At 61.1% G+C, this 21,610-nt stretch carries 19 protein-coding genes; 7 read left to right on the top strand and 12 right to left on the bottom strand.

Annotated elements, in window-relative coordinates; genetic code table 11:
- Positions 1 to 211 precede the first annotated feature (211 nt).
- Positions 212 to 952 (bottom strand): phosphoadenylyl-sulfate reductase, encoded by a 741-nt coding sequence (locus C4J90_RS19370; RefSeq protein ID WP_124420597.1) that lies wholly within the window; start codon positions 950 to 952, stop codon positions 212 to 214.
- Between the two features lie 150 nt (positions 953 to 1,102).
- Here C4J90_RS19370 and thrH point away from each other — a divergent pair, with 150 nt between their 5' ends.
- Positions 1,103 to 1,720: a bifunctional phosphoserine phosphatase/homoserine phosphotransferase ThrH gene (gene thrH, locus C4J90_RS19365; protein WP_124363954.1), complete on the top strand. Its 618-nt coding sequence runs from the start codon at positions 1,103 to 1,105 to the stop codon at positions 1,718 to 1,720.
- Positions 1,721 to 1,786: 66 nt separating this feature from the next.
- On the opposite strand, the gene C4J90_RS19360 is transcribed toward thrH, so the two are convergent.
- The 6 genes from C4J90_RS19360 to C4J90_RS19335 all read right to left on the bottom strand — a co-directional run bounded on the left by C4J90_RS19360 (position 1,787) and on the right by C4J90_RS19335 (position 7,174).
- The gene (locus C4J90_RS19360; protein ID WP_124415336.1) at positions 1,787 to 2,143 is read right to left on the bottom strand and encodes a type II toxin-antitoxin system HigA family antitoxin; all 357 of its coding nucleotides are present in this window, start codon (positions 2,141 to 2,143) and stop codon (positions 1,787 to 1,789) included.
- A complete protein-coding gene (locus C4J90_RS19355; RefSeq protein WP_124420596.1) occupies positions 2,143 to 2,445 on the bottom strand; it encodes a type II toxin-antitoxin system HigB family toxin in 303 nt (100 codons plus the stop codon). Before C4J90_RS19355 ends, C4J90_RS19360 begins: the two co-directional genes overlap by 1 nt.
- 223 nt (positions 2,446 to 2,668) lie before the next feature.
- On the bottom strand, positions 2,669 to 4,012 hold the full coding sequence (pabB, locus tag C4J90_RS19350; RefSeq protein WP_124420595.1) for an aminodeoxychorismate synthase component I: 1,344 nt from the start codon (positions 4,010 to 4,012) through the stop codon (positions 2,669 to 2,671).
- A 101-nt stretch (positions 4,013 to 4,113) separates the two neighbouring features.
- The gene (locus C4J90_RS19345) at positions 4,114 to 5,100 is read right to left on the bottom strand and encodes an alpha-L-glutamate ligase-like protein (protein ID WP_124363950.1); all 987 of its coding nucleotides are present in this window, start codon (positions 5,098 to 5,100) and stop codon (positions 4,114 to 4,116) included.
- Complete coding sequence (locus C4J90_RS19340; protein WP_124363949.1) at positions 5,100 to 6,632, bottom strand: inactive transglutaminase family protein; 1,533 nt, start codon at positions 6,630 to 6,632, stop codon at positions 5,100 to 5,102. The genes C4J90_RS19345 and C4J90_RS19340 overlap by 1 nt, the downstream gene beginning before the upstream one ends.
- A gap of 5 nt (positions 6,633 to 6,637) precedes the next feature.
- Positions 6,638 to 7,174: an ATP-dependent zinc protease gene (locus tag C4J90_RS19335; RefSeq protein ID WP_124363948.1), complete on the bottom strand. Its 537-nt coding sequence runs from the start codon at positions 7,172 to 7,174 to the stop codon at positions 6,638 to 6,640.
- 266 nt (positions 7,175 to 7,440) lie between these two features.
- On the opposite strand from C4J90_RS19335, the gene C4J90_RS19330 reads away from it, so the two are divergent.
- The 6 genes from C4J90_RS19330 to prpD all read left to right on the top strand — a co-directional run bounded on the left by C4J90_RS19330 (position 7,441) and on the right by prpD (position 15,888).
- On the top strand, positions 7,441 to 8,139 hold the full coding sequence (locus tag C4J90_RS19330) for a GntR family transcriptional regulator (RefSeq protein WP_124363947.1): 699 nt from the start codon (positions 7,441 to 7,443) through the stop codon (positions 8,137 to 8,139).
- 13 nt (positions 8,140 to 8,152) lie between these two features.
- Positions 8,153 to 9,046 (top strand): methylisocitrate lyase, encoded by an 894-nt coding sequence (gene prpB, locus C4J90_RS19325; RefSeq protein ID WP_124363946.1) that lies wholly within the window; start codon positions 8,153 to 8,155, stop codon positions 9,044 to 9,046.
- A gap of 42 nt (positions 9,047 to 9,088) precedes the next feature.
- Positions 9,089 to 10,216, top strand: coding sequence for a 2-methylcitrate synthase (gene prpC, locus C4J90_RS19320; protein ID WP_124420594.1), 1,128 nt, complete (start codon positions 9,089 to 9,091; stop codon positions 10,214 to 10,216).
- 192 nt (positions 10,217 to 10,408) lie between these two features.
- On the top strand, positions 10,409 to 13,003 hold the full coding sequence (gene acnD, locus C4J90_RS19315) for a Fe/S-dependent 2-methylisocitrate dehydratase AcnD (protein WP_124420593.1): 2,595 nt from the start codon (positions 10,409 to 10,411) through the stop codon (positions 13,001 to 13,003).
- 10 nt (positions 13,004 to 13,013) lie between these two features.
- On the top strand, positions 13,014 to 14,204 hold the full coding sequence (gene prpF, locus C4J90_RS19310) for a 2-methylaconitate cis-trans isomerase PrpF (protein ID WP_124420592.1): 1,191 nt from the start codon (positions 13,014 to 13,016) through the stop codon (positions 14,202 to 14,204).
- Between the two features lie 199 nt (positions 14,205 to 14,403).
- A complete protein-coding gene (prpD, locus tag C4J90_RS19305) occupies positions 14,404 to 15,888 on the top strand; it encodes a 2-methylcitrate dehydratase (RefSeq protein ID WP_124420591.1) in 1,485 nt (494 codons plus the stop codon).
- Positions 15,889 to 16,050: 162 nt separating this feature from the next.
- Here prpD and C4J90_RS19300 read toward each other — a convergent pair whose 3' ends face one another.
- From C4J90_RS19300 to C4J90_RS19280, 5 genes are read right to left on the bottom strand one after another with little or no spacing between them, the layout of a single operon-like run.
- Positions 16,051 to 16,782, bottom strand: coding sequence for an alanyl-tRNA editing protein (locus C4J90_RS19300; protein WP_124415329.1), 732 nt, complete (start codon positions 16,780 to 16,782; stop codon positions 16,051 to 16,053).
- Between the two features lie 2 nt (positions 16,783 to 16,784).
- Positions 16,785 to 17,777 carry a serine O-acetyltransferase gene (locus tag C4J90_RS19295; protein WP_124415328.1) on the bottom strand — a complete coding sequence of 331 codons (993 nt, stop codon included), beginning with the start codon at positions 17,775 to 17,777 and terminating at the stop codon, positions 16,785 to 16,787.
- A gap of 37 nt (positions 17,778 to 17,814) precedes the next feature.
- The gene (locus C4J90_RS19290) at positions 17,815 to 18,729 is read right to left on the bottom strand and encodes a PLP-dependent cysteine synthase family protein (RefSeq protein ID WP_124363940.1); all 915 of its coding nucleotides are present in this window, start codon (positions 18,727 to 18,729) and stop codon (positions 17,815 to 17,817) included.
- Between the two features lie 14 nt (positions 18,730 to 18,743).
- The gene (moeB, locus tag C4J90_RS19285; RefSeq protein WP_124420590.1) at positions 18,744 to 20,606 is read right to left on the bottom strand and encodes a molybdopterin-synthase adenylyltransferase MoeB; all 1,863 of its coding nucleotides are present in this window, start codon (positions 20,604 to 20,606) and stop codon (positions 18,744 to 18,746) included.
- Between the two features lie 23 nt (positions 20,607 to 20,629).
- Positions 20,630 to 21,523 (bottom strand): DMT family transporter, encoded by an 894-nt coding sequence (locus C4J90_RS19280; RefSeq protein ID WP_164484591.1) that lies wholly within the window; start codon positions 21,521 to 21,523, stop codon positions 20,630 to 20,632.
- Positions 21,524 to 21,610 lie beyond the last annotated feature (87 nt).

The raw sequence follows: 21,610 nt of genomic DNA, 5'->3' as shown, positions 1-21,610 counted from the left end.
TAGAGAGGAAAGAAGTGTTACGTTTTGGTGCGATTCATATTGGATTGCACACATAAATGGCACCTATGGTTACAGCTATGTGTACATTTTCATCGCCAACACAGAACAAATGTGGGAGGGGGCTTGCCCTCGATAGTGCCGGGTCAGTCACCCCATACAGTGCCTGACACTATGCCATCGGGAGCAAGCCCCCTCCCACAGGTTAACTGTGTCAGGCCTTCGTCTTGCTGATGATATTCCCCGCATGCAGCCCGCATTCCTTCTGCGTGGCTTCCTCCCACCACCAGCGACCTTCGCGCTCATGCTGGTTCGGCAGCACAGGACGGGTGCAAGGCTCGCAGCCGATGCTGATAAAACCGCGTTCATGCAGGCTGTTATAGGGCAGCTCCAGCATGCGGATATAACCCCAGATCTCCTCGCTGGTCATTTGCGCCAGCGGGTTGAACTTGTACAGGGTACGTTCAGGGGTAGAAAACGCCGTATCGATTTCCAGCGCGGCCACCTGGCTGCGGGTGCCCGGGCTCTGGTCGCGGCGCTGGCCGGTGGCCCAGGCACGCACGCCTGCCAGTTTGCGGCGCAGCGGTTCGATCTTGCGTATGCCACAGCACTCGCCATGACCGTCCTTATAGAAGCTGAACAGGCCCTTCTCCTTGACGAAGGGTTCCAGCTTGCTCTGGTCCGGCGAGATCAGTTCGATGTCGATCTTGTAGAACTCACGCACCTGTTCGATGAGCCGGTAGGTTTCCGGGTGCAGGCGACCGGTGTCGAGGCTGAACACCTTGACGTTCTTGTTCAGCTTCCAGGCCATGTCCACCAGCACCACATCCTCGGCGCCGCTGAAGGAAATCCACAGGTCGTCACCGAACTGGCTGAACGCCAGCTTAAGGATGTCCTGGGCGGACTTGTTGGCATAGGTCGTGGCGAGTTCAACGACGTCGAAGGCTTGGTTCATCAGGACGGTTCCTACAGGTCAGTGGCGCTGAGCGCTCTATAGGGGGCGATGGTATCAAAATCTACCCTGCGTTGCGGCGGCGTGCTTGAGTCGCTAGAGTTCGGCAGTCCTTTTGCTCGCTCAACTTGAATAATACGAACGGAGTGTCCTGTGGAAATTGCCTGTCTCGACCTGGAAGGGGTACTGGTTCCGGAAATCTGGATCGCCTTCGCCGAAAAAACCGGTATCCAATCCCTGCGCGCCACCACCCGTGACATTCCCGACTACGACGTGTTGATGCAGCAGCGCCTGCGTATCCTCGATGAGCACGGGCTCAAGCTTGCCGATATCCAGGAAGTGATTGCCACCCTCAAGCCCCTGGACGGCGCCATCGAGTTCGTCAACTGGCTGCGCGAGCGCTTCCAGGTGGTGATCCTCTCCGACACCTTCTACGAATTCTCCCAACCGCTGATGCGCCAGCTGGGCTTTCCGACCCTGCTCTGTCATCGCCTGATTACCGATGAAAACGACCGGGTGGTCAGCTACCAACTGCGCCAGAAAGATCCCAAGCGCCAGTCGGTATTGGCGTTCAAGACGCTGTACTACCGAGTGATTGCGGCGGGGGATTCCTATAACGACACCACCATGCTGGGTGAGGCAGACCGAGGGATTCTATTCCACGCGCCGGAGAATGTGATTCGCGAGTTCCCGCAGTTTCCGGCGGTGCATACGTTTGAGGATTTGAAGCGGGAGTTTATCAAGGCGTCCAGCCGACAGTTGAGCCTGTAAATTATCTGGCGCGGCTGATGGCCTCATCGGGAGCAAGCCCTCTCCACATGGCCCTCCCAGCTGCGCCTAAATGCCCGCCAGTAACCGTTCATATGGGATACACAATCCCTCATGCAGGCGTTTGATCATCGCCAGGCTCAGCTTGCGCTTGCCGTTCAACACTTCTGAAACTCGCCCGCTGGGGCCGATGAATGGCTCCAGATCGCGGGCAGTCAAGCCCATTTGTTCCATGCGGAATTTGATCGCTTCCACTGGGTCCGAAGGCGGCATCGGAAAGTGTTCCGCCTCGTACTTCTCGATCAGAACAGCAAGAATTTCCAGCTCGTCACCTTCGGCACTGCCGATGGCCGCTCCCCAAATCTGCTCGACGCGCGCGAGCGCAGCGGACAGGTCTTCTTGAGAGTGAATAGGTTTGATGTTCATTACACGGTCTCCGCATTGATTGTGTCGTACTGCGCGTGGGTGCCGACAAAGCGGATGAAGCCAAGCTGTCGCTCATAATCGATCGACATGATCACCCGGTACTTGTTGCCGCCCACGTTGAATACAACCCTGCCGCTTTTGAGAATGCTTGCAGTCCTGAGCTCGGCCTTGAGTGCCTGTGGTGTTGGGTAAAGGGTCTTTTCCATATGGCGATACCACTCGACCAAGGGCGTTTTTGCATCGGCAGTAGCCGGGTGGCTTTCCCAGAACCTTCGTAAGGTTGAGAGGGCGATTATTCGCATCGCTCATTCCTCCCGTATTGGGAGATATTAGTGCCGAGTAGATGAGCGTGCAATCCCTGAAACAAGTTCTGACGATTGAGGGGCATATGTGATCCTTCACAGACGGCCGTTGGGCGGCGGAAGTCGGACGCTATCGCGCCGCTCACTGTTGGTCCATTACCGTTCTGATTCAGGTTTTTTCGTGCCGAAGTCGCTGCCCTCAGCGGCAGGAGTGGCTTGGGTGCTAGAGGCCTTCCAACGTGTGTAACAACACCTGTACCTTGGTCAGCGACTCCTGATATTCCGCCTCCCACTGCGAGTCCGCCACGATCCCGCCGCCGCCCCAGCAGCACACCTGTGCGTCCTTGACCAGCAAACTGCGGATGGCGATAGAGCTGTCCATTTCGCCGCGCACGTCCAGATACATCAGCGAACCGCAGTACAGACCGCGGCGGGTCGGTTCCAGTTCGTCGATGATCTGCATGGCGCGGATCTTCGGCGCACCGGTGATGGAGCCGCCGGGGAAGCTGCCGGCGATGAGGTCGAGGGCATCTTTATCGTCTGCCAATGTGCCGGTGACGCTGCTCACCAGGTGGTGCACGTTGGGGTAGCTTTCCAGGCTGAACAACTCGGGTACTTTTACCGAGCCGATACGGCAACTGCGGCCGAGGTCGTTGCGCAGCAGGTCGACGATCATCAGGTTTTCTGCGCGATCCTTGGGACTGGCCAAGAGCTCGGCGGCGTGCGCAGCGTCTTCATGCGGCGTCGGGCCACGAGGGCGGGTGCCTTTGATCGGGCGGGTTTCAACCTGGCGCTGGCTGACCTTGACGAAGCGTTCCGGCGACAGGCTCAGCACCGCGCCACCTTCCGGCAGGCTCTGGAACCCGGAAAACGGCGTCGGGCAGGCCTCGCGCAGCGCGCAATAGGCGGACCATGGATCACCGATGCAGGGCGCGCGAAAGCGCTGGGCGAAGTTGACCTGGTAGCAATCGCCGGCCTGGATATAGTCCTGAATACGCACGATGGCCTGCCGATAGGCCTCGGCCGTCAGGTCCGGTGCCATGGGCCCTTGCAACTTGAACGCCGCAGACGTGTCGACGACGGCGGCGCTGAACAGGCTGATCAGGCGTTGCCGTTCGCTGTCTGCAAGGCTGGGGTGGAACACCAGTTGGCTGGACTGCGCAGCGTGATCGCTGATCAGCGCCCAGGCATACAGTCCCAAGCGCGCGTCCGGCAGGTGCAAGTCGTCTACCGCCAGGTGCGGCATCTGTTCCAGGTGTCGGCCGAAATCGTAACTCAGATAGCCGATCAAGCCTCCGGCAAACGGCAGCTCCAAGCCAGCGGGCAATGCCGCTTCGCCCAAGTGCGTCAGGCTTTTGCGCAAACGTTGCAGGAAATCGCCGCCGCTTTCGTCAGGCTCAACCGCCAAGGTCGCTTCAGGCCAGGCGCTGAGCAGGTCATAACGGCCACGCTCGGCCGCCGGGCGGCCGCTGTCGAGCAGCACCGCACCGGGCGCATGGCGAATCGCCGCAAAATACTCGGCGGGGTTGGCCCGATAGGGCAACGGGTAAACGGAACAGGTCGACATGCGGGGGTGAATCAGCCAGTGGCGCGAGGGGAGGGGATTGTAGTCCCCCGCAGGATTTGCTCCTAGAGGGGATGTCGGGGATAGACAGTTCGAAGGCCGGATCAGCCTTCCACGGGCGGTATATGGCCAAACATCTCTTGCACGAACTTCACCCGTTCTTCCGGCGTTTCGCTCACGCCAGCGGCTTTCAGTTCTTCCAGTCGCGCCTCCACCGCATGGGTGCGCAGAGTCAGGCCGCAGTCGTTGGCAATCTGGATATTCAGCCCCGGCCGCGCGTTCAGCTCGAGGATCAGCGGGCCTTTTTCCTGGTCCAGCACCATGTCCACACCGATATAGCCCAGGCCGCACAGTTCATAGCAGCCGGCCGCCAGCTTCATGAAACCGTCCCAGTTGGGCAGTTGTACGCCGTCCACCGCGTTGGTGGTATCGGGGTGCTTGGTGATGATGTTGTTCAGCCAGGTGCCACGCAAGGTCAGGCCGGTGGCGAGGTCTACACCCACGCCAATCGCGCCTTGGTGCAGGTTGGCCTTGCCACCGGACTGGCGCGTCGGCAAGCGCAGCATCGCCATCACCGGGTAGCCCATCAGCACGATGATGCGGATATCCGGCACGCCTTCGTAGCTGATGCTCTTGAAGATCTGGTCGGGTACCACGCGGTATTCGATCAAGGCGCGATCGCGGTGGCCGCCGAGGGAGTACAGGCCGGTGAGAATGCTGGAAATCTGATGCTCGATTTCTTCATGGCTGATGATCTTGCCGGACACCGTGCGATAGCGCCCCTCAAAGCGGTCCGCCACCACCAGGATGCCGTCGCCGCCGGCGCCCTGGGCGGGCTTGATCACGAAGTCGCTGCGCCCACCGATGATTTCGTCGAGCTTGTCGATTTCTTTCTCGGTGGAGATTACCCCATACATTTCAGGTACATGGATGCCGGCCGCCATGGCCCGTTCCTTGGTGATGATCTTGTCATCCACGATCGGATACAGGCTGCGCTTGTTGTACTTGAGCACGTAGTCGGCGTTACGCCGGTTGATGCCCATGATCCCGCGCGCTTCCAGGGCCTTCCAGGTCTTCCAGAAGCCGAACATTACGAGTCAGCCTTCAGGAATGCCTTGAAACGTACCAGTTCGGTCAGGCGGTAGCCGCGATAACGACCCATGGCCAGCATGAAGCCCACCAGGATCAGCAGGATCGCCGGGAAGGTGAACACGAAGTAGATCAGCTCCGGCACGCTCATGATGATGTGCGCCAGGGAGGCCGCGAACAGCGTGCCGATCGCCACTTTCAGCGCGTGGTTGGCGCCGCGCTCTTCCCAGGTGATCGACAGGCGCTCGATGGTCATGGTCAGGATCACCATCGGGAACAGCGCTACCGACAGGCCCCGCTCCAGGCCCAGCTTGTGGCTGAACAGGCTGATGGCGGCAATCAGCACCACCACGAAGGTCAGCACCACCGACAGCCTCGGCAGCATCTGCAGTTTCAAGTGCTCAAGGTAGGACCTGAGCGACAGCCCCAGCGCGGTGATGATTGTAAACAGCACAATCCCGAAACCCAGTTGCGTCTCGCGGAAGGCCAGGGCAATCAGCACCGGGGTAAAGGTGCCAAGGGTCTGCAGGCCGATCAGGTTGCGCAGGATCAGGATTACCAGCACGCCAATCGGGATCATCACCATGATCATGAACGTCTGCTGGGTTTGCAGCGGCAGGCCGTACAGCGAGTATTCGAGGAAGTTGGCGTCGGTGTTTTCGTCGGTCAGCTTGGCCAGGCGAATCGCGTTCATTTCGCTGTTGTTCAGGCTGAAGGTCACCATGGCTTTCTTGCCGCCATCGACCGTGATCAGGTTTTCATCGCCGGTCCACCACAGCAGGCGGTCGGCGGGCAGGCCTTGTTCGCCGGTTTCCGGGTTGAAATACAGCCAGTCGTTCCCGTTGAAGCTGCGCAACCACAGCTCCGGAGATTGCGGCTGGTCGGCGACGAGGCGGATGGTGTGGACTTTTTCCACCGGTACGTGGGCGATGGACAGCAGCAATTCAACGATCTTGGCCTTGTGCGACGTCGACGGGTCCCCCGCCAGCAGCAATTTCACATTATCGTCGTTGAGATTGTTGGTGCGCTTGATGGCTTCGGTAATAAAGGTCTCGACGTCTGCCGAGTGCTGGCGAATCGGCGCGAGCAAGGCTTCGGCGGCGATTTTTTCCGGGCCTTCCACGGCGATGCTGTCGCGGAACGTCGGGCCCTTGATCTTGACCTTTTCACCGCTATAGCGCTTGGTCAGCACCAGGCGGTAATACAGGGTCTGGTTACCCTTGGCGCGGCGCGCCGACCAGGTGACCTTGCGGTTACCGTCGGCGCGATTGACGCTCACCCCGTAGTTGTTCGAAATAAAGCTCTCATTGAGGCTGACGAAGTCGCGGCTCAACGGCGGCACGAACATCGAAACCTTCACCGGGTCCTTGGGGTTGGCGACGAACTCGACCTTCGCGTCGATGTTCCACAAGTCATCGGTGGCGTCCTCGGTGACAGGGATGCCCAGCACGAAGATCTGGTAGGCGGTGACCGAAATACCCAGCACCACCAAAATGGTGATCAGGATTTTCAGGTGCAGGGTCAGAGAGCGCATTCGGTTTACTCGGCGGTATGAGCGTCGGCGGCGCAGGCAGGTTTGCCTGCTGCATATTTAAGGCTGGGGTCGATCAGCGCATCAAAGCGCTTGAGCGCTTCGGAGCCGATCAGCAGCGGGTATTGGAAGGTGCTGCGGTCAGTCAAGTTCACTTCGATGCTGCGTAAAGCGCTGCCCATGCAGATATCCAGGGCAATCACCGGACGAGCGGTGTACTGCTTATCCTCATCGGGGTCGTAATCATCGGCACGGCGCTTGATCTTGCTGACGCGGGCCAGTGGACGTTCGATGGGGTGGGAATGGGCGGCGTCGATGGCCAGGTAGAAGCGTACCCAGGATTCCCCGTTGCGCTTGAAGCGTTTGATATCGCGTGCACTCAGCGAGGCGGTCTTGGCGCCTGTGTCGAGCTTGGCCGCGACTTCCAGGTCGAGGCCCGCCAGCTTGGCGTATTCATTCAGGCCATACACGGTCTTCTCGGCGGCAACGCCAAGGCTCGGTAGGGACAGTAGGCATAACAGTAGGGGGAAGGGCTTGAGTCTCATAATTCCTGAGGCGATGCAGTGCGAAATTCAAGGCGACTGGCATTACTGCGCAAGCTCCCTCGTGCGCCATTTCATCTAGCGATGTCAGGCAAATGCGGCGGGCATTCTAACATGATGCTTTTTTGGCGCCAGCGCTGGCAGGCGGCCATGCTCTTGGATCCACGCCGGAGGTTATTAGACGATTGTCGACAATGTTGATTTATTCTTTGACTAGTCAGGGGTAATTGACTAGTTTTTGCAGCATTGCTTTTAAAGGTGTCGACAATATGCTGGATCAAACGGAATCTCCGCCGGCGCTGTCGGACGAATCCCAAACTATGTCGGAAAACGTTTTCCGGCGAATCCAGGCCGCCATCGTCAAGGGCGAGATCGCCCCAGGCTCCAAGATTTCCGAACCGGAGCTGGCGCGCACCTATGGCATCAGCCGTGGCCCGCTGCGCGAGGCGATTCACCGCCTGGAAGGCCAGCGCCTGCTGGTGCGAGTGCCCCACGTCGGCGCCCGCGTGGTGTCGTTGAGCCACGCCGAGCTGGTCGAGCTCTATGAAATCCGCGAGTCATTGGAAGGCATGGCGTGCCGGCTGGCGGCCGAGCGCATGACCGACGCGGAAATCGAAGAGCTGCGCCAGGTATTGCACACCCATGAACGGGATGCTGCGTTTCAGGCCGGTGTCGGCTATTACCAGCAGGAAGGCGACTTCGATTTTCATTACCGGATCATCCAGGGCGCCGGCAACCGCACCCTGACCCAGATGCTCTGCGGCGAGCTGTACCAATTGGTGCGCATGTACCGCATCCAGTTTTCCGCCACCCCCAATCGTCCACGCCAGGCCTTTGCCGAGCATCACCGCATTCTTGACGCGATTGCCGATCGCGACGGTGAACTGGCCGAACTGTTGATGCGCCGGCATATCGGCGCTTCCAAACGCAACATCGCCCGTCACTTTCCGGACGGCGCTCCCCAATAAATAGAGGTGAGTCATGAGTTCCACGAACAACAGCACCCCAGGCCAGCGTTTCCGTGACGCGGTCGCCAGTGAACAGCCTTTGCAAGTGGTCGGCGCAATCAACGCCAACCACGCTTTGCTGGCCAAACGCGCCGGCTTCAAGGCGATTTACCTGTCCGGTGGCGGCGTGGCTGCGGGCTCCCTGGGTGTTCCGGACCTGGGCATCACCGGCCTGGATGACGTGCTGACCGATGTACGCCGTATCACCGATGTGTGCGACCTGCCGCTGCTGGTGGACGTGGACACCGGTTTCGGCTCCTCGGCGTTCAACGTGGCGCGCACCGTCAAGTCGATGATCAAGTTCGGCGCGGCGGCCATCCACATCGAGGATCAGGTCGGCGCCAAGCGCTGCGGCCATCGGCCCAACAAAGAGATCGTGTCCCTGCAGGAAATGGTTGACCGCATCAAGGCCGCCGTGGACGCACGCACCGATGACAGCTTCGTGATCATGGCCCGCACCGACGCCCTGGCCGTGGAAGGTTTGGAATCCGCCCTGGAGCGCGCCGCCGCGTGCATCGAGGCCGGTGCCGACATGGTGTTCCCGGAAGCCATCACTGAACTTGAGATGTACAAGTTGTTCGCCTCGCGGGTGAAAGCGCCGATCCTGGCCAACATCACCGAATTCGGCGCGACCCCGCTGTTTACCACCGAACAGTTGAAATCTGCCGATGTTTCCATCGTGCTGTACCCGCTCTCGGCCTTCCGCGCCATGAACAAGGCTGCCGAGAACGTCTACACCGCGATCCGCCGCGACGGTACGCAACAGAACGTGATCGACACCATGCAAACCCGCATGGAGCTTTACGATCGTATCGACTACCACACCTTCGAGCAGAAGCTCGACGCGCTGTTTGCCGCGAAGAAGTAGCAAGCGCGCCTCCTTGAATAACGACAAAATTGGAGAACAACCATGGCTGAAGCAAAAGTATTGAGTGGCGCCGGCCTGCGTGGCCAGGTGGCCGGGCAGACCGCATTGTCGACCGTGGGCCAGGCCGGTGCCGGCTTGACCTATCGCGGCTATGACGTGCGTGAACTGGCCGCCGATGCGCAATTTGAAGAAGTCGCCTACCTGCTGCTGTACGGCGAACTGCCGACCCAGGCCGAACTGGCGGCCTACAGCGCCAGGCTGGGCAAGCTGCGCGACTTGCCGCAAGCGTTGAAAGAAGTGCTGGAACGCATCCCCGCCGACGCCCACCCGATGGACGTGATGCGCACCGGTTGCTCGTTCCTGGGCAATATCGAGCCGGAAAAAGACTTCAGCGTGCAGCGTGACGTCACCGATCGCCTGCTCGCGGCGTTCCCGGCGATCATGTGCTACTGGTACCGCTTCAGCCACGAGGGCAAGCGCATCGACTGCGTCACCGACGAGCCCAGCATCGGCGGGCACTTCCTGCACCTGCTGCATGGCAAGAAGCCGAGCGACCTGCACGTCAAAGTGATGAATGTGTCGCTGATCCTCTACGCCGAGCACGAATTCAACGCCTCTACCTTCACCGCCCGGGTGTGCGCGTCGACCTTGTCCGACCTGTATTCCTGCGTCACCGCCGCCATTGGTTCCCTGCGCGGCCCGCTGCACGGCGGCGCCAACGAAGCGGCGATGGAGATGATCGAGCGTTTCGGTTCGGCCGAAGAGGCCGTCGAAGGCACCCTCGGCATGCTGGCGCGCAAGGACAAGATCATGGGTTTTGGCCACGCGATCTACAAGGACAGCGACCCGCGTAACGAAGTGATCAAGGGCTGGTCGAAAAAACTCGCTGACGAAGTGGGCGACACGGTGTTGTTTGCGGTTTCCGAAGCCATCGACAAGACCATGTGGGAGCAGAAGAAGCTGTTCCCCAACGCCGACTTCTACCATGCCTCGGCGTACCACTTCATGGGCATCCCGACCAAGCTGTTCACGCCGATCTTCGTTTGTTCGCGGCTCACCGGCTGGGCGGCGCACGTGTTCGAGCAACGCGCCAATAACCGCATCATCCGTCCAAGCGCCGAGTACACCGGCGTTGAGCAGCGCAAGTTCGTGCCAATCGAACGTCGCTGAAGATCGACGATCCTGAAGTGGTATCCGAATCAAATGTGGGAGGGGGCTTGCCCCCGATAGCAATCTGTCAGGCGGTACAGCAGGCACTGAACCACCGCTATCGGGGGCAAGCCCCCTCCCACCTTTGGATTGCGTTACACACCAGGTCCGCGTCGGCCTTCCTTTTGTAATTACCGTGACCGAGTCCTGACGATGAACACTGAATTTCGCAAACCGCTCCCCGGCAGTCGCCTGGATTACTTCGACGCCCGCGCGGCTGTCGAGGCAATCACTCCCGGCGCCTACGCCACCTTGCCGTATACCTCCCGCGTACTCGCGGAAAACCTGGTGCGTCGTTGCGACCCGGCCAGCCTCAATGCCTCCCTGAGCCAGTTGATCGAGCGCAAGCGTGACCTCGATTTCCCATGGTTCCCGGCCCGCGTGGTGTGCCATGACATCCTCGGCCAGACCGCCCTGGTAGACCTCGCCGGCCTGCGCGACGCCATCGCCCTGCAAGGCGGCGATCCGGCGCAGGTCAACCCGGTGGTGCCGACCCAGTTGATCGTCGACCACTCCCTGGCCGTCGAAGCCGGTGGCGCCGACCCGCAGGCGTTCGAAAAGAACCGCGCCATCGAAGACCGCCGCAACGAAGATCGCTTCCACTTTATCGAGTGGACCAAAAAGGCCTTCAAGAACGTCGACGTGATCCCGCCCGGCAACGGCATCATGCACCAGATCAACCTGGAGAAAATGTCACCGGTGATTCAGGTGCGCGACGGTGTGGCCTTCCCGGACACCTGCGTCGGCACCGACAGCCACACCCCGCATGTGGATGCCCTGGGCGTGATCGCCATCGGTGTCGGCGGCCTTGAAGCCGAAAGCGTGATGCTCGGGCGTGCCTCATGGATGCGCCTGCCGGAAATTGTCGGGGTGCAATTGACCGGCAAGCTGCAGCCGGGCATCACCGCCACCGATATGGTGCTGGCGCTGACCGAGTTCCTGCGCCAACAGAAAGTCGTCGGCGCATGGCTGGAGTTCTTCGGTGAAGGCGCTTCGGCCCTGACCTTGGGCGACCGCGCGACCATCTCCAACATGGCCCCGGAATACGGCGCCACCGCAGCGATGTTCTACATCGACCAGCAGACGATCGCCTACCTGAAGCTCACCGGTCGCGAAGAGGAACAGGTCGCCCTGGTGGAGCAGTACGCACGCCACACCGGGCTGTGGGCTGACGAGCTGAAAGGCGCGCAATACGATCGCGGCCTGACGTTCGACCTGTCCAGCGTGGTGCGCAACATGGCGGGCCCGAGCAACCCTCACGCCCGTGTCGCCACCCGTGACCTGGCGGCCAAAGGCATCAGCGGCCAGTGGGACGACGTACCGGGGCAAATGCCTGACGGCGCCGTGATCATTGCCGCCATCACCAGTTGCACCAACACCAGCAACCCGCGCAACGTGATCGCCGCCGGCCTGCTGGCGCGCAACGCCAACCGGCTCGGGCTGACGCGCAAGCCGTGGGTCAAGTCGTCCCTGGCGCCGGGTTCGAAAACCGTAGCCATGTACCTGGAAGAAGCCGGCCTGGGGCATGAGCTGGAAAAACTTGGTTTCGGCGTGGTGGCCTTCGCGTGCACGACCTGCAACGGCATGTCCGGCGCGCTTGACCCGGTGATCCAGCAGGAAATCATCGACCGCGACCTCTACGCCACCGCTGTGCTGTCAGGTAACCGCAACTTTGACGGGCGTATTCATCCGTACGCCAAGCAGGCCTTCCTCGCTTCGCCGCCGCTGGTGGTGGCCTATGCGATTGCCGGCACCATTCGTTTCGATATCGAGAAAGACGTGCTCGGGCTCGACGTCGACGGCAAGGAAATCCGCCTGCAGGACATCTGGCCGAGCGATGAAGAGATCGACGCAATGGTCAAGGCCTCGGTCAAGCCGGAACAGTTTCGCGCCGTGTACATCCCGATGTTCGCGATTCACGAAGACACCGGCCCTAAAGTCACCCCGCTGTACGACTGGCGCCCGCAAAGCACCTATATTCGCCGCCCGCCATATTGGGAAGGCGCCTTGGCCGGCGCACGTCCGCTCAAGGGCATGCGCCCGCTGGCCGTGCTGCCGGACAACATCACCACCGACCACCTGTCGCCCTCCAACGCGATCATGCCGGGCAGCGCCGCCGGCGAGTACCTGGCGAAAATGGGCTTGCCGGAAGTTGACTTCAACTCCTACGCGACTCACCGGGGCGACCACCTGACCGCACAGCGCGCCACCTTCGCCAACCCGAAACTGTTCAACGAAATGGTGCAGGAAAACGGCAAGGTCAAGCAGGGCTCCCTGGCGCGTATCGAGCCGGAAGGCACGGTCACGCGCATGTGGGAAGCCATTGAAACCTACATGGAACGCAAGCAGCCGCTGATCATTATCGCGGGCGCCGACTACGGCCAGGGTTCGTCCCGCGATTGGGCCGCCAAGGGCGTACGCCTGGCCGGTGTGGAAGCGATCGCCGCCGAAGGTTTCGAGCGCATCCACCGCACCAACCTGGTCGGCATGGGCGTGTTGCCCCTGGAATTCTTGCCGGGCACCGACCGCCACACCCTCAAGATCGACGGCAGCGAAACCTATGATGTGGTCGGCGAACGCACGCCGCGCGCGCAATTGACCCTGGTGATCAACCGCAGGAATGGCGAGCGTGTCGAAGTGCCGGTGACCTGCCGCCTGGACACCGCTGAAGAAGTGTCGATCTACGAGGCGGGCGGCGTGTTGCAACGTTTTGCCCAGGACTTTTTGGAATCGGCGGCGACGGCCTGAGGGGTTAACCATGGCACACGTAGCGCAAATCAAGATCCCCGCCACCTATATGCGGGGCGGCACCAGCAAGGGAGTTTTCTTCAGCCTCAATGACCTGCCGCCGTCGGCGCAGGTACCGGGCGCAGCCCGCGACGCCTTGCTGTTGCGGGTGATCGGCAGCCCCGACCCCTATGACAAGCAAATCGATGGCATGGGCGGCGCCACGTCCAGCACCAGCAAAACCGTGATCCTGGCCAAGAGCACGCGTGCCGGGCACGACGTGGATTACCTGTTCGGCCAGGTGTCCATCGACAAGCCGTTTGTCGATTGGAGTGGCAACTGCGGCAACCTCTCGGCGGCGGTCGGTTCGTTCGCGATCAGCGCCGGCCTGGTCGACCCAGGCCGTGTGCCCCACAACGGCGTGGCCGTGGTGCGCATATGGCAAGCCAATATCGGCAAGACCATCATCGCCCATGTGCCGATCACCGACGGCGCTGTGCAGGAAACCGGTGATTTTGAACTGGATGGCGTGACCTTTCCGGCTGCCGAAGTGCAGCTGGAATTCATCGACCCGGCGGCGGAAGAAGAGGGCGGTGGCGGTTCGATGTTCCCCACCGGCAACCTGATCGATGAGCTGGAAGTGCCCGGCGTCGGCACCTTCAAGGCCACCCTGATCAACGCCGGCATCCCGACGATTTTCATCAATGCCCAAGATTTAGGCTACACCGGCACTGAGTTGCAAGGCGCGATCAACGGCGACCCGAAAGCCCTGGCGATGTTCGAGACCGTGCGTGCCTATGGCGCGTTGCGCATGGGCCTGATCAAGCATCTGGACGAAGCAGCCCTGCGCCAGCACACGCCGAAACTGGCGTTTGTGGCCAAGCCTGCGGATTACGTGGCGTCCAGCGGCAAGGCGATCAAGGCCGGCGATGTGGATTTGCTGGTGCGGGCGTTGTCCATGGGCAAATTGCACCACGCAATGATGGGCACGGCGGCGGTGGCGATCGGCACGGCGGCGGCGATTTCCGGCACCCTGGTCAACCAGGCGGCCGGTGGCGTGGAACGCAATGCCGTGCGCTTCGGGCATCCGTCGGGCACCTTGCGCGTCGGTGCCGAGGCGACTCAAGTGAACGGTGAATGGGTGGTGAAGAAAGCCATTATGAGCCGCAGTGCGCGGGTGTTGATGGAGGGGTTTGTGCGCGTTCCCGGTGACTCATTCTAAAACCTGGCACTGAGCTTTATGTGGGAGGGGGCTTGCTCCCGATAGCGGTGTGCCAGTCGACACATTCATCAACTGACCCACCCCCATCGGGAGCAAGCCCCCTCCCACAAGGGATCTCTATTCCAAGGCAGGCATCCAAGATCTGTCTTCAATAACCGTAAGCCGAGGACTGACCCCAACCCCTTTTTGGAGAACTGCCATGAGCGCCAACGTCGACCAGAACAATCGCCCCGACTACGATCAGGTCCTGCAGGATATTGCCGACTATGTCCTCACCTACCGGATCGAGTCCGAGGCCGCACTGGACACCGCCCGCAACTGCCTGATGGACACTCTCGGTTGTGGCCTGCTGGCCTTGCGTTTCCCCGAGTGCACCAAGCACCTGGGGCCGCTCGTCGAGGGCACCGTGGTGCCGTTCGGGGCACGGGTGCCGGGCACTTCGTTGCGGTTGGACCCGGCCAAGGCTGCCTGGGACATCGGCTGCATCGTGCGCTGGCTCGACTACAACGACACCTGGCTCGCGGCTGAATGGGGTCATCCTTCGGACAACCTGGGCGGCATCCTCGCGGTGGCCGATCACCTGTCGCAAAAACGCGTGGCCCATGGCGACGCACCGCTGACCGTACGCGCGGTGTTGGAAGCCATGATCATGGCCCACGAAATCCAGGGCGTGATTGCCCTGGAAAACGCCTTCAATCGCGTCGGCCTCGACCATGTGCTGCTGGTGAAAGTCGCCTCCACTGCGGTCACCGCCAAGCTGATGGGCGCAGACCGTGAGCAACTGCTCGCGGCGTTATCCCATGCGTTCGTCGATGGGCAGGCATTGCGTACTTACCGCCATGCGCCGAACGCCGGTTCGCGTAAATCCTGGGCGGCGGGCGATGCGTCGAGTCGCGGGGTGCGCCTGGCGGATATCGCATTGCGCGGCGAGATGGGTATTCCCGGCGTGCTGAGCGCGCCACAGTGGGGGTTCTACGACGTATTGTTCAGCCATACCAACAAGGATCTGGCCCTCAAACCTCAAGAGCAACGCCGGTTCAGCCTGTCCCAGCCCTACGGTACCTACGTGATGGAAAACGTGCTGTTCAAGATCAGCTTTCCCGCTGAATTCCATGCGCAGACGGCCTGCGAAGCGGCGGTGACCTTGCACCCGTTGGTGAAGAACCGCCTGCATGCGATCGAGCGCATCGTGATCACCACCCACGAGTCGGCGATTCGCATCATTTCCAAAGTCGGCCCCTTGGCCAACGCTGCGGACCGCGACCATTGCCTGCAATACATGACCGCCGTGCCGTTGGCCTTCGGCAACCTGGTGGCCGAGCACTATGAGGATCAATTCCATGCCGCCCATCCGATCATCGATGAGCTGCGCGCGAAAATGGTGATCGTCGAAGACCCCCGTTACAGCCGCGAATATCTGCAGGCCGACAAGCGCTCCATCGCCAATGCGGTGCAGGTGTTCTTCACCGACGGCACCTGCACCGAGCAGGTGGCGGTGGAATATCCGATTGGTCATCGTCGTCGGCGGGAGGATGGAATCCCGCTGCTGGAAGACAAGTTCAAGGCCAACCTGGCGACGCGGTTTACCGCGCAGCGCAGTGCCGAAATCTTTGCGTTGTGCAAAGACCAGGCACGGCTGGAAGCGACCCCCGTCAACCGCTTCATGGACCTGTTCATGATCTGAAAAACACCACACAACCCAATGTGGGAGGGGCGGTGCGACGATTCGACTTGCTCCCGATAGCAGTGTGTCAGTCAACAGGTTCATTGGCTGATCCACCGCTATCGGGAGCAAGCCCCCTCCCACATTGGTTTTGCAGTGTTATGACTGTCGAGTCAGGCTCAGTTATGACTCAAACCGCAAAATCACCCGACGGTTGTGCTTGCTCTTCTTCTCGATTTTCTCGCAGAACACCCGGCCGATTTCCTCGGTGTTGAGCACATGGGTACCACCGCACGGCTGGATGTCGATGCCGGGAATTTCAATCACGCGTACCGAGCCTTGGATCACCGGCGGTGCTACCGCCTGGGTGCGGGTGATCTGCAGCAGAGTCGAGTACTCAGAGGCAGGCATCGACAAGGTTTTCACCGCGTGGGCCTGTTCGATCAAGGCGTTAAGGTCGCGGGTAATGCTGTCTTTATCCAGGGTCATTTCCGGCAGGTCGAAATCCAGGCGACCTTTGTCTGCACTGATGCTGCATCCCGTCACCGGCGCGTCGATGATCGAGCACAGCAGGTGCAGGCAGGTATGCATCTTCATATGCTGGTAGCGCCGCTCCCAATCCAGGCCGGCGTCTACTTGGACGCCGGCGGTCAGGTGCGCGGGGCACTGTTCCACCTGATGCCAGATGATCGAGCGCAGCACCGGGTCGCGCACCGTGCCGGTGACCGCCACGCGGGTGCCGTCGGCCAGGGTGAGGTGGCCGGTGTCCCCCGGTTGCCCGCCGCCGGTTGGGTAGAACAGCGTGTGCTCCAGGGCGACGCCGTGCTCGCTGACCGCAATCACCCGGGCGCTGAAGGCGTTTTGATAGGGCGCGCTGTCGAACAGCGCCAGGGTTTCCATGGTATGCACGGACATGTTCAACCTCCGACGATCAGTGGGTTGGCTTGCAACAGGTGACGCACCATCGCACTCAAGCCAGGGGGAGAGAGCAGGGTGATTTCGAACGCCGGCCCGCAGACTTTCAGGTTCAGCGGCAGGCGCGGCAGTTGTTCGCCGGTGTCGAGGCGGCGCAGGCGAAACTGCAGGTGATGACGCTCTTTCACCGTGGGTTCGAGCATCAGCCCTGGCAGCGGATGGAAGTCGGCGTCCAGCACCGTGACCTTATGGCCGGCATCCACCTCGCCGACGACATGCAGGCGCTCATCCAGGGCGAATGCGCCAAGGTAGCTGCTGTGATCCGACTCATCGTTTTTCTGCAACTGGATCTGGTTGACCACCTTGACCTTGGTGCCCGCCGGCACGTCCTGGGTAATGACACAGGAGGGGCTGATAAATACGTTGTCGCCGATCTGCACATAGCCCAGCACCCGTGCCCCGGCGCCGACCTCGACATTGTTGCCCAGGCGTGGATGGCGCTTGCCGTCCGGGTTGTTGGCGATACCGCGCGCGCCCAGGGTCACGCCACACAGGATGTAGCAGTCGTTACCGATCTCGCAGGTTTCGCCGATAACCGTGCCGTAGCCATGGTCCAGCACGAAGCGCCGGCCGATGCGCGCAGCCGGGTGAATCTCGGCCCCGGAGAGGATCTTGCCCTGGTTGCTGAGCTTGAGGGCGATGCGGGTAAAGACGCCGGGGGCGGGCTCCGGGAAATTCCACACCAGGTGCGCAAGCCGGTAGAACAACACCGCCTTGAACGAGGCGTAGGATTCCAGGATCAATTCGCCGCGCCCGCGCGAGGCCGGGTCGCGATAGGCGTAGGCGATCAAGTCCTCGGCCACCGCCTGGGCGGCAGTCTGGATCAGCGGCGCCAGGTGCGGCTCCAGTTGCTTCATCTGCGCAGGCGTCAGGGTTTGGATGAGGTGGGTCAGCAACTCATCATGCAGCTGTTGCATGTCGATAAAGCCTCCCATGGAGGCACCCCCGCATTCTGGTTGGTTGGGTAACCGGTTATTCGAAACTGGGCAGGTAGCTGTCGGCATTGTCGTAGACCATGGTCAGCACCACCGTTTCGGGCGGCAGTTCCGGGGCGAGTTGGGCGATGGCGACCATGTTGGCGGCTGAGGACAGCCCCAGGCTGATGGCGTCGGTGCGCATGATGCGTTTGATCATCTCCAGGCACGCCGAGTGCGACACCTTGAGCATGCCGTCCAGTACGTCCAGGTTGAGAATGCTCGGGATCAGCCCAATCGACAGGCCCTGGATGGCGTGCGAGGCGTGTTGGTCCTTGAGCAGGTCGCACTCCTCCGGCTCCACGCCCATCACGCGGATCGCCGGCCAGGCCGCCTTGAGGGTTTCGCCGATACCGGTGATATGCCCACCGGTGCCGATGCCGCTGACGAAGTAGTCCACACGCCGCTCACCGAAGGCGCGGATGATTTCCGGCGCGGTGGTGTCGCGGTGGGTTTGCGGGTTGGCGCCGTTGCGTTGCTGGTTGAGCATCACGTAGTTGGGGTTTTCCAACTGCAGCTCCATGCACTTTTCGCCGTGGGAATTGTTACCGAGGCGGCTGTCCGACAGCACCACCCGGGCGCCGTACAGGCGCAGCAGCTTCTGTTTTTCGGGGCTGTAGTTGTCCGGGATCACCAGCACCACTTTGTAGCCAAGCACATTGCCCGCCATCGCCAGGCCGATACCGGTATTGCCACCGCTGGGTTCGATGATGGTCTGCCCGGAATCGCGCATCAGCACGCCACGGCGTTCGGCGTCGAGGATCATGCCCAGGGCGATGCGCGCCTTGTGGCTGCCGCCCGGGTTGAGGGATTCCAGCTTGGCATAGACCTCGATGCCGAGGTCTTCGGAAAACTGCGCCAGACGTACGATCGGGGTGTGGCCGATCACGTCGAGAATGGAGTTATGCAGCATCAGTCGACCCCCGATCAGTACAGCGGCATGTCGGGTTCGACGTCGCGCACCCAATGCTTCATGCCGCCCTGCAGCACCTTGGTATTGGCGAAGCCTGCGGCCAGCAAGGTGCTGGCGGCCTGCTCGGCACGCGTCCCGGCATAGCAGATCAGGTAGTGGGTGTTGTCGCGGCTCAGGCTGTCGAGCTGTTCATCCAGCTCTGCCAGGGGGATGTGCACCACCCCCGGCAATTTGCACACTTCCAGTTCGCTGGCGTCGCGCACGTCGAGCAAGACGTCGGCGCTGCGGTGGTTGTCGATCACTTGCTTGAGCACGCGGGGCTTGATGTAGCGTTCCTCGGCGAGGGACGGTTGGCTCGGCACCGCATCCGCGCACAGCGTCGGTGCGACGGCTTCGCTGTGGCGCCGTTCCGAGCAGCACGGGCAGTCGGCACGGCGCTTGAAGCGGATCTCGCTGAATTTCATCGCCAGCGCATCGAAGCGCATCAAGCGGCCGGACAAGGGTTCACCGATACCGATGAGCAATTTGATCGCCTCGGTCGCCTGGATCATCCCGACCACCCCCGGCAGCACACCGATCACCCCACCGGCGTTGCAATTGGGCGCCAATTCCGCAGGCGGTGCACAGGGAAACAGGCAGCGGTAGCAAGGCCCACCTTTATAGTTGAGTACGCTGATTTGCCCGTCGAAACGGTAGATGGCGCCGTACACCAAGGGTTTGCCCAACTGTACGCAGGCGTCATTGACCAGGTAGCGGGTCTCGAAATTGTCCGTGCCGTCGATCACCAGGTCATAGGCGCCCACCAGCTCCAGGGCGTTGTCGGCAGTGAGCGCGGTGTTGTGCGCGTTGATCTGGATGTGGCGGTTGAGGTCCTGTAGGCGTTGCTTGGCGGATTCCACCTTGGGCATGCCCAGGGTGCTGTTGCCATGCACGATCTGGCGTTGCAGGTTGCTGCTTTCCACCACGTCGAAGTCCACCAGCCCCAGGGTACCGATGCCGGCCGCCGCCAGGTAAAGACTGATGGGCGAGCCCAGGCCACCGGTACCGATGATCAGCACCTTGGCTTTTTTCAGGTTCAACTGACCTTCACGGCCGACGCCGGGCAGGGTGATATGGCGGACGTAGCGTTGCACTTCTTCATTGCTCAGGGTCTCGACGTCGATGCCGCCTGAGGTGGCGAGCAGCACTTCGATCCGGGCCTTTGCCGGCAAGCTGTCGTCAGCGTCGATCAGCTCTTCCTCGGCAGTGAACAGGAAGTGTTCCTTGAGCTGGTTGTTCTTCTCGTGAAACAGATGCTGGCGCAACTGTGGGTGACTGTCGCAGAGGTTTTCAATGACTTCGCGCAATGTCGATCCGGCGCCCTCGAGGGTCGATTCCGGCAGCTTGGCCACGCGAACCAGAATGTCGGGGAAAGAGACAGCGTTCATGGACAACTCCGTGTGCAGGTCGTTGAAAGGTTGAAGGGCGAAATGCTTGCCATCCCAGGCAAACAGCTTTGACCCCAGGGCCTGGCCTTGGCGAACATCCACCACCAGGTAACTGACGGGATAGATCGGCTCGCCGAGAAACAGCGCCTTGTCCTGGTCTTCCTCGCTGAAATAGGCACCGACATCCGGGTGCGAGTGGTAGATCACCACCACCGGGTTGTCGCTGCGAAACGCCTTGTTCATCAACAAGGTGTCGGCGACTGAAAAGGTGTAGCCGCTGGCCGCGCTGCGCGGGTACATCTGCGGGTTCTTGCGGTGCAACTCGTTCTGGATATTGCTGCCCAGGTACACACTGCCATCGGCGAAGATGAAGCCACAGCATTCCTCGGGATAGCTGCCGCTTGCGTGGGCGTAGATCTGTTCCAGGGCTTTTGGGCGGAGGACGTCCATGTTTCTCTCGCTTGGGTTGAGGGTCAATTTTTCTTCGCCAGCAGTTTTTCAATGGGCAACTTGGTGATCGCAAAACCGCCCAGCAGGATCGCCGAGTACAGCATCAGGTCACGGGAAATTTCCACGCCTTCGTACCAGGCGCCGATGATGACCGCGAACACCGGAAAAATGATGAACACGAAGGACAAGATGATCGGGCTCAGGCGCTTGAGCAGCATGAAATACACAATGAAGCCGCCCACCGACGCCACCAGCCCGAGGTAGAACAGCGCGCTCCAGGAGCGCAGGGTGATGTCGTCGAAGGTCGGGGTCTCGAACCACAGGCCGGCCACGAACAGCATCAGCCCGGCAATGCCGATGGGCAGCGTGTTGTAGGTGATGACACTGATGGCGCTGCCTTTTTGCTTGGTAATCACGTAGCACAACGCGTGCATGATCGCGGCGGTCAGAATCGCCAATACGCCAAAAAACTCGGCATGGTCCAGGTGCAGGCCCTGGCTCTTGATGATCATGTAGAGGCTGCCGAACCCGATACCGATGCCGACCACCTGGGAGAGGTAGATGCGCTCACGCAGGAACAGCGCGGAGAAGATCAGGATGAACACCGGCATGCAGCTGAACAGCAGGGCGGTCAGGCCGGACGAGACATGCATCTCGCCGTAGTTGAGCAGGTAATAGGGAATGCTGAAGTAGGACAGGGTCACGAACACGAAGAACCAGCGGCTTTCGCGCGGAAACAGAATCGGCTCGCGGCGCACCATGGCGAAACACAGGAACAACGGGAAGGCGATCAGGAAGCGCAGGCCCGCGGAGGTCAGTGGCGGTACGCTTTCCACTGCGATCTTGATGCCCAGCCAGGTGGTGCCCCAGCTCAGGCACACGATCAGGAACATGACGCTCGTGATCAGGCCGGCCAGCCACTGTTTCTGGGTTTTGGTTTTTGCAGTGTTTTCAAGAACGGCGGACATTGGCATCGTTTATTGCTTCCCTGAGCCGGAATTGAA

It is taken from the genome of Pseudomonas sp. R2-60-08W, from assembly GCF_003852335.1.
Lineage (GTDB): Bacteria > Pseudomonadota > Gammaproteobacteria > Pseudomonadales > Pseudomonadaceae > Aquipseudomonas.
This window is presented reverse-complemented; position numbering and strand designations above follow the sequence as displayed.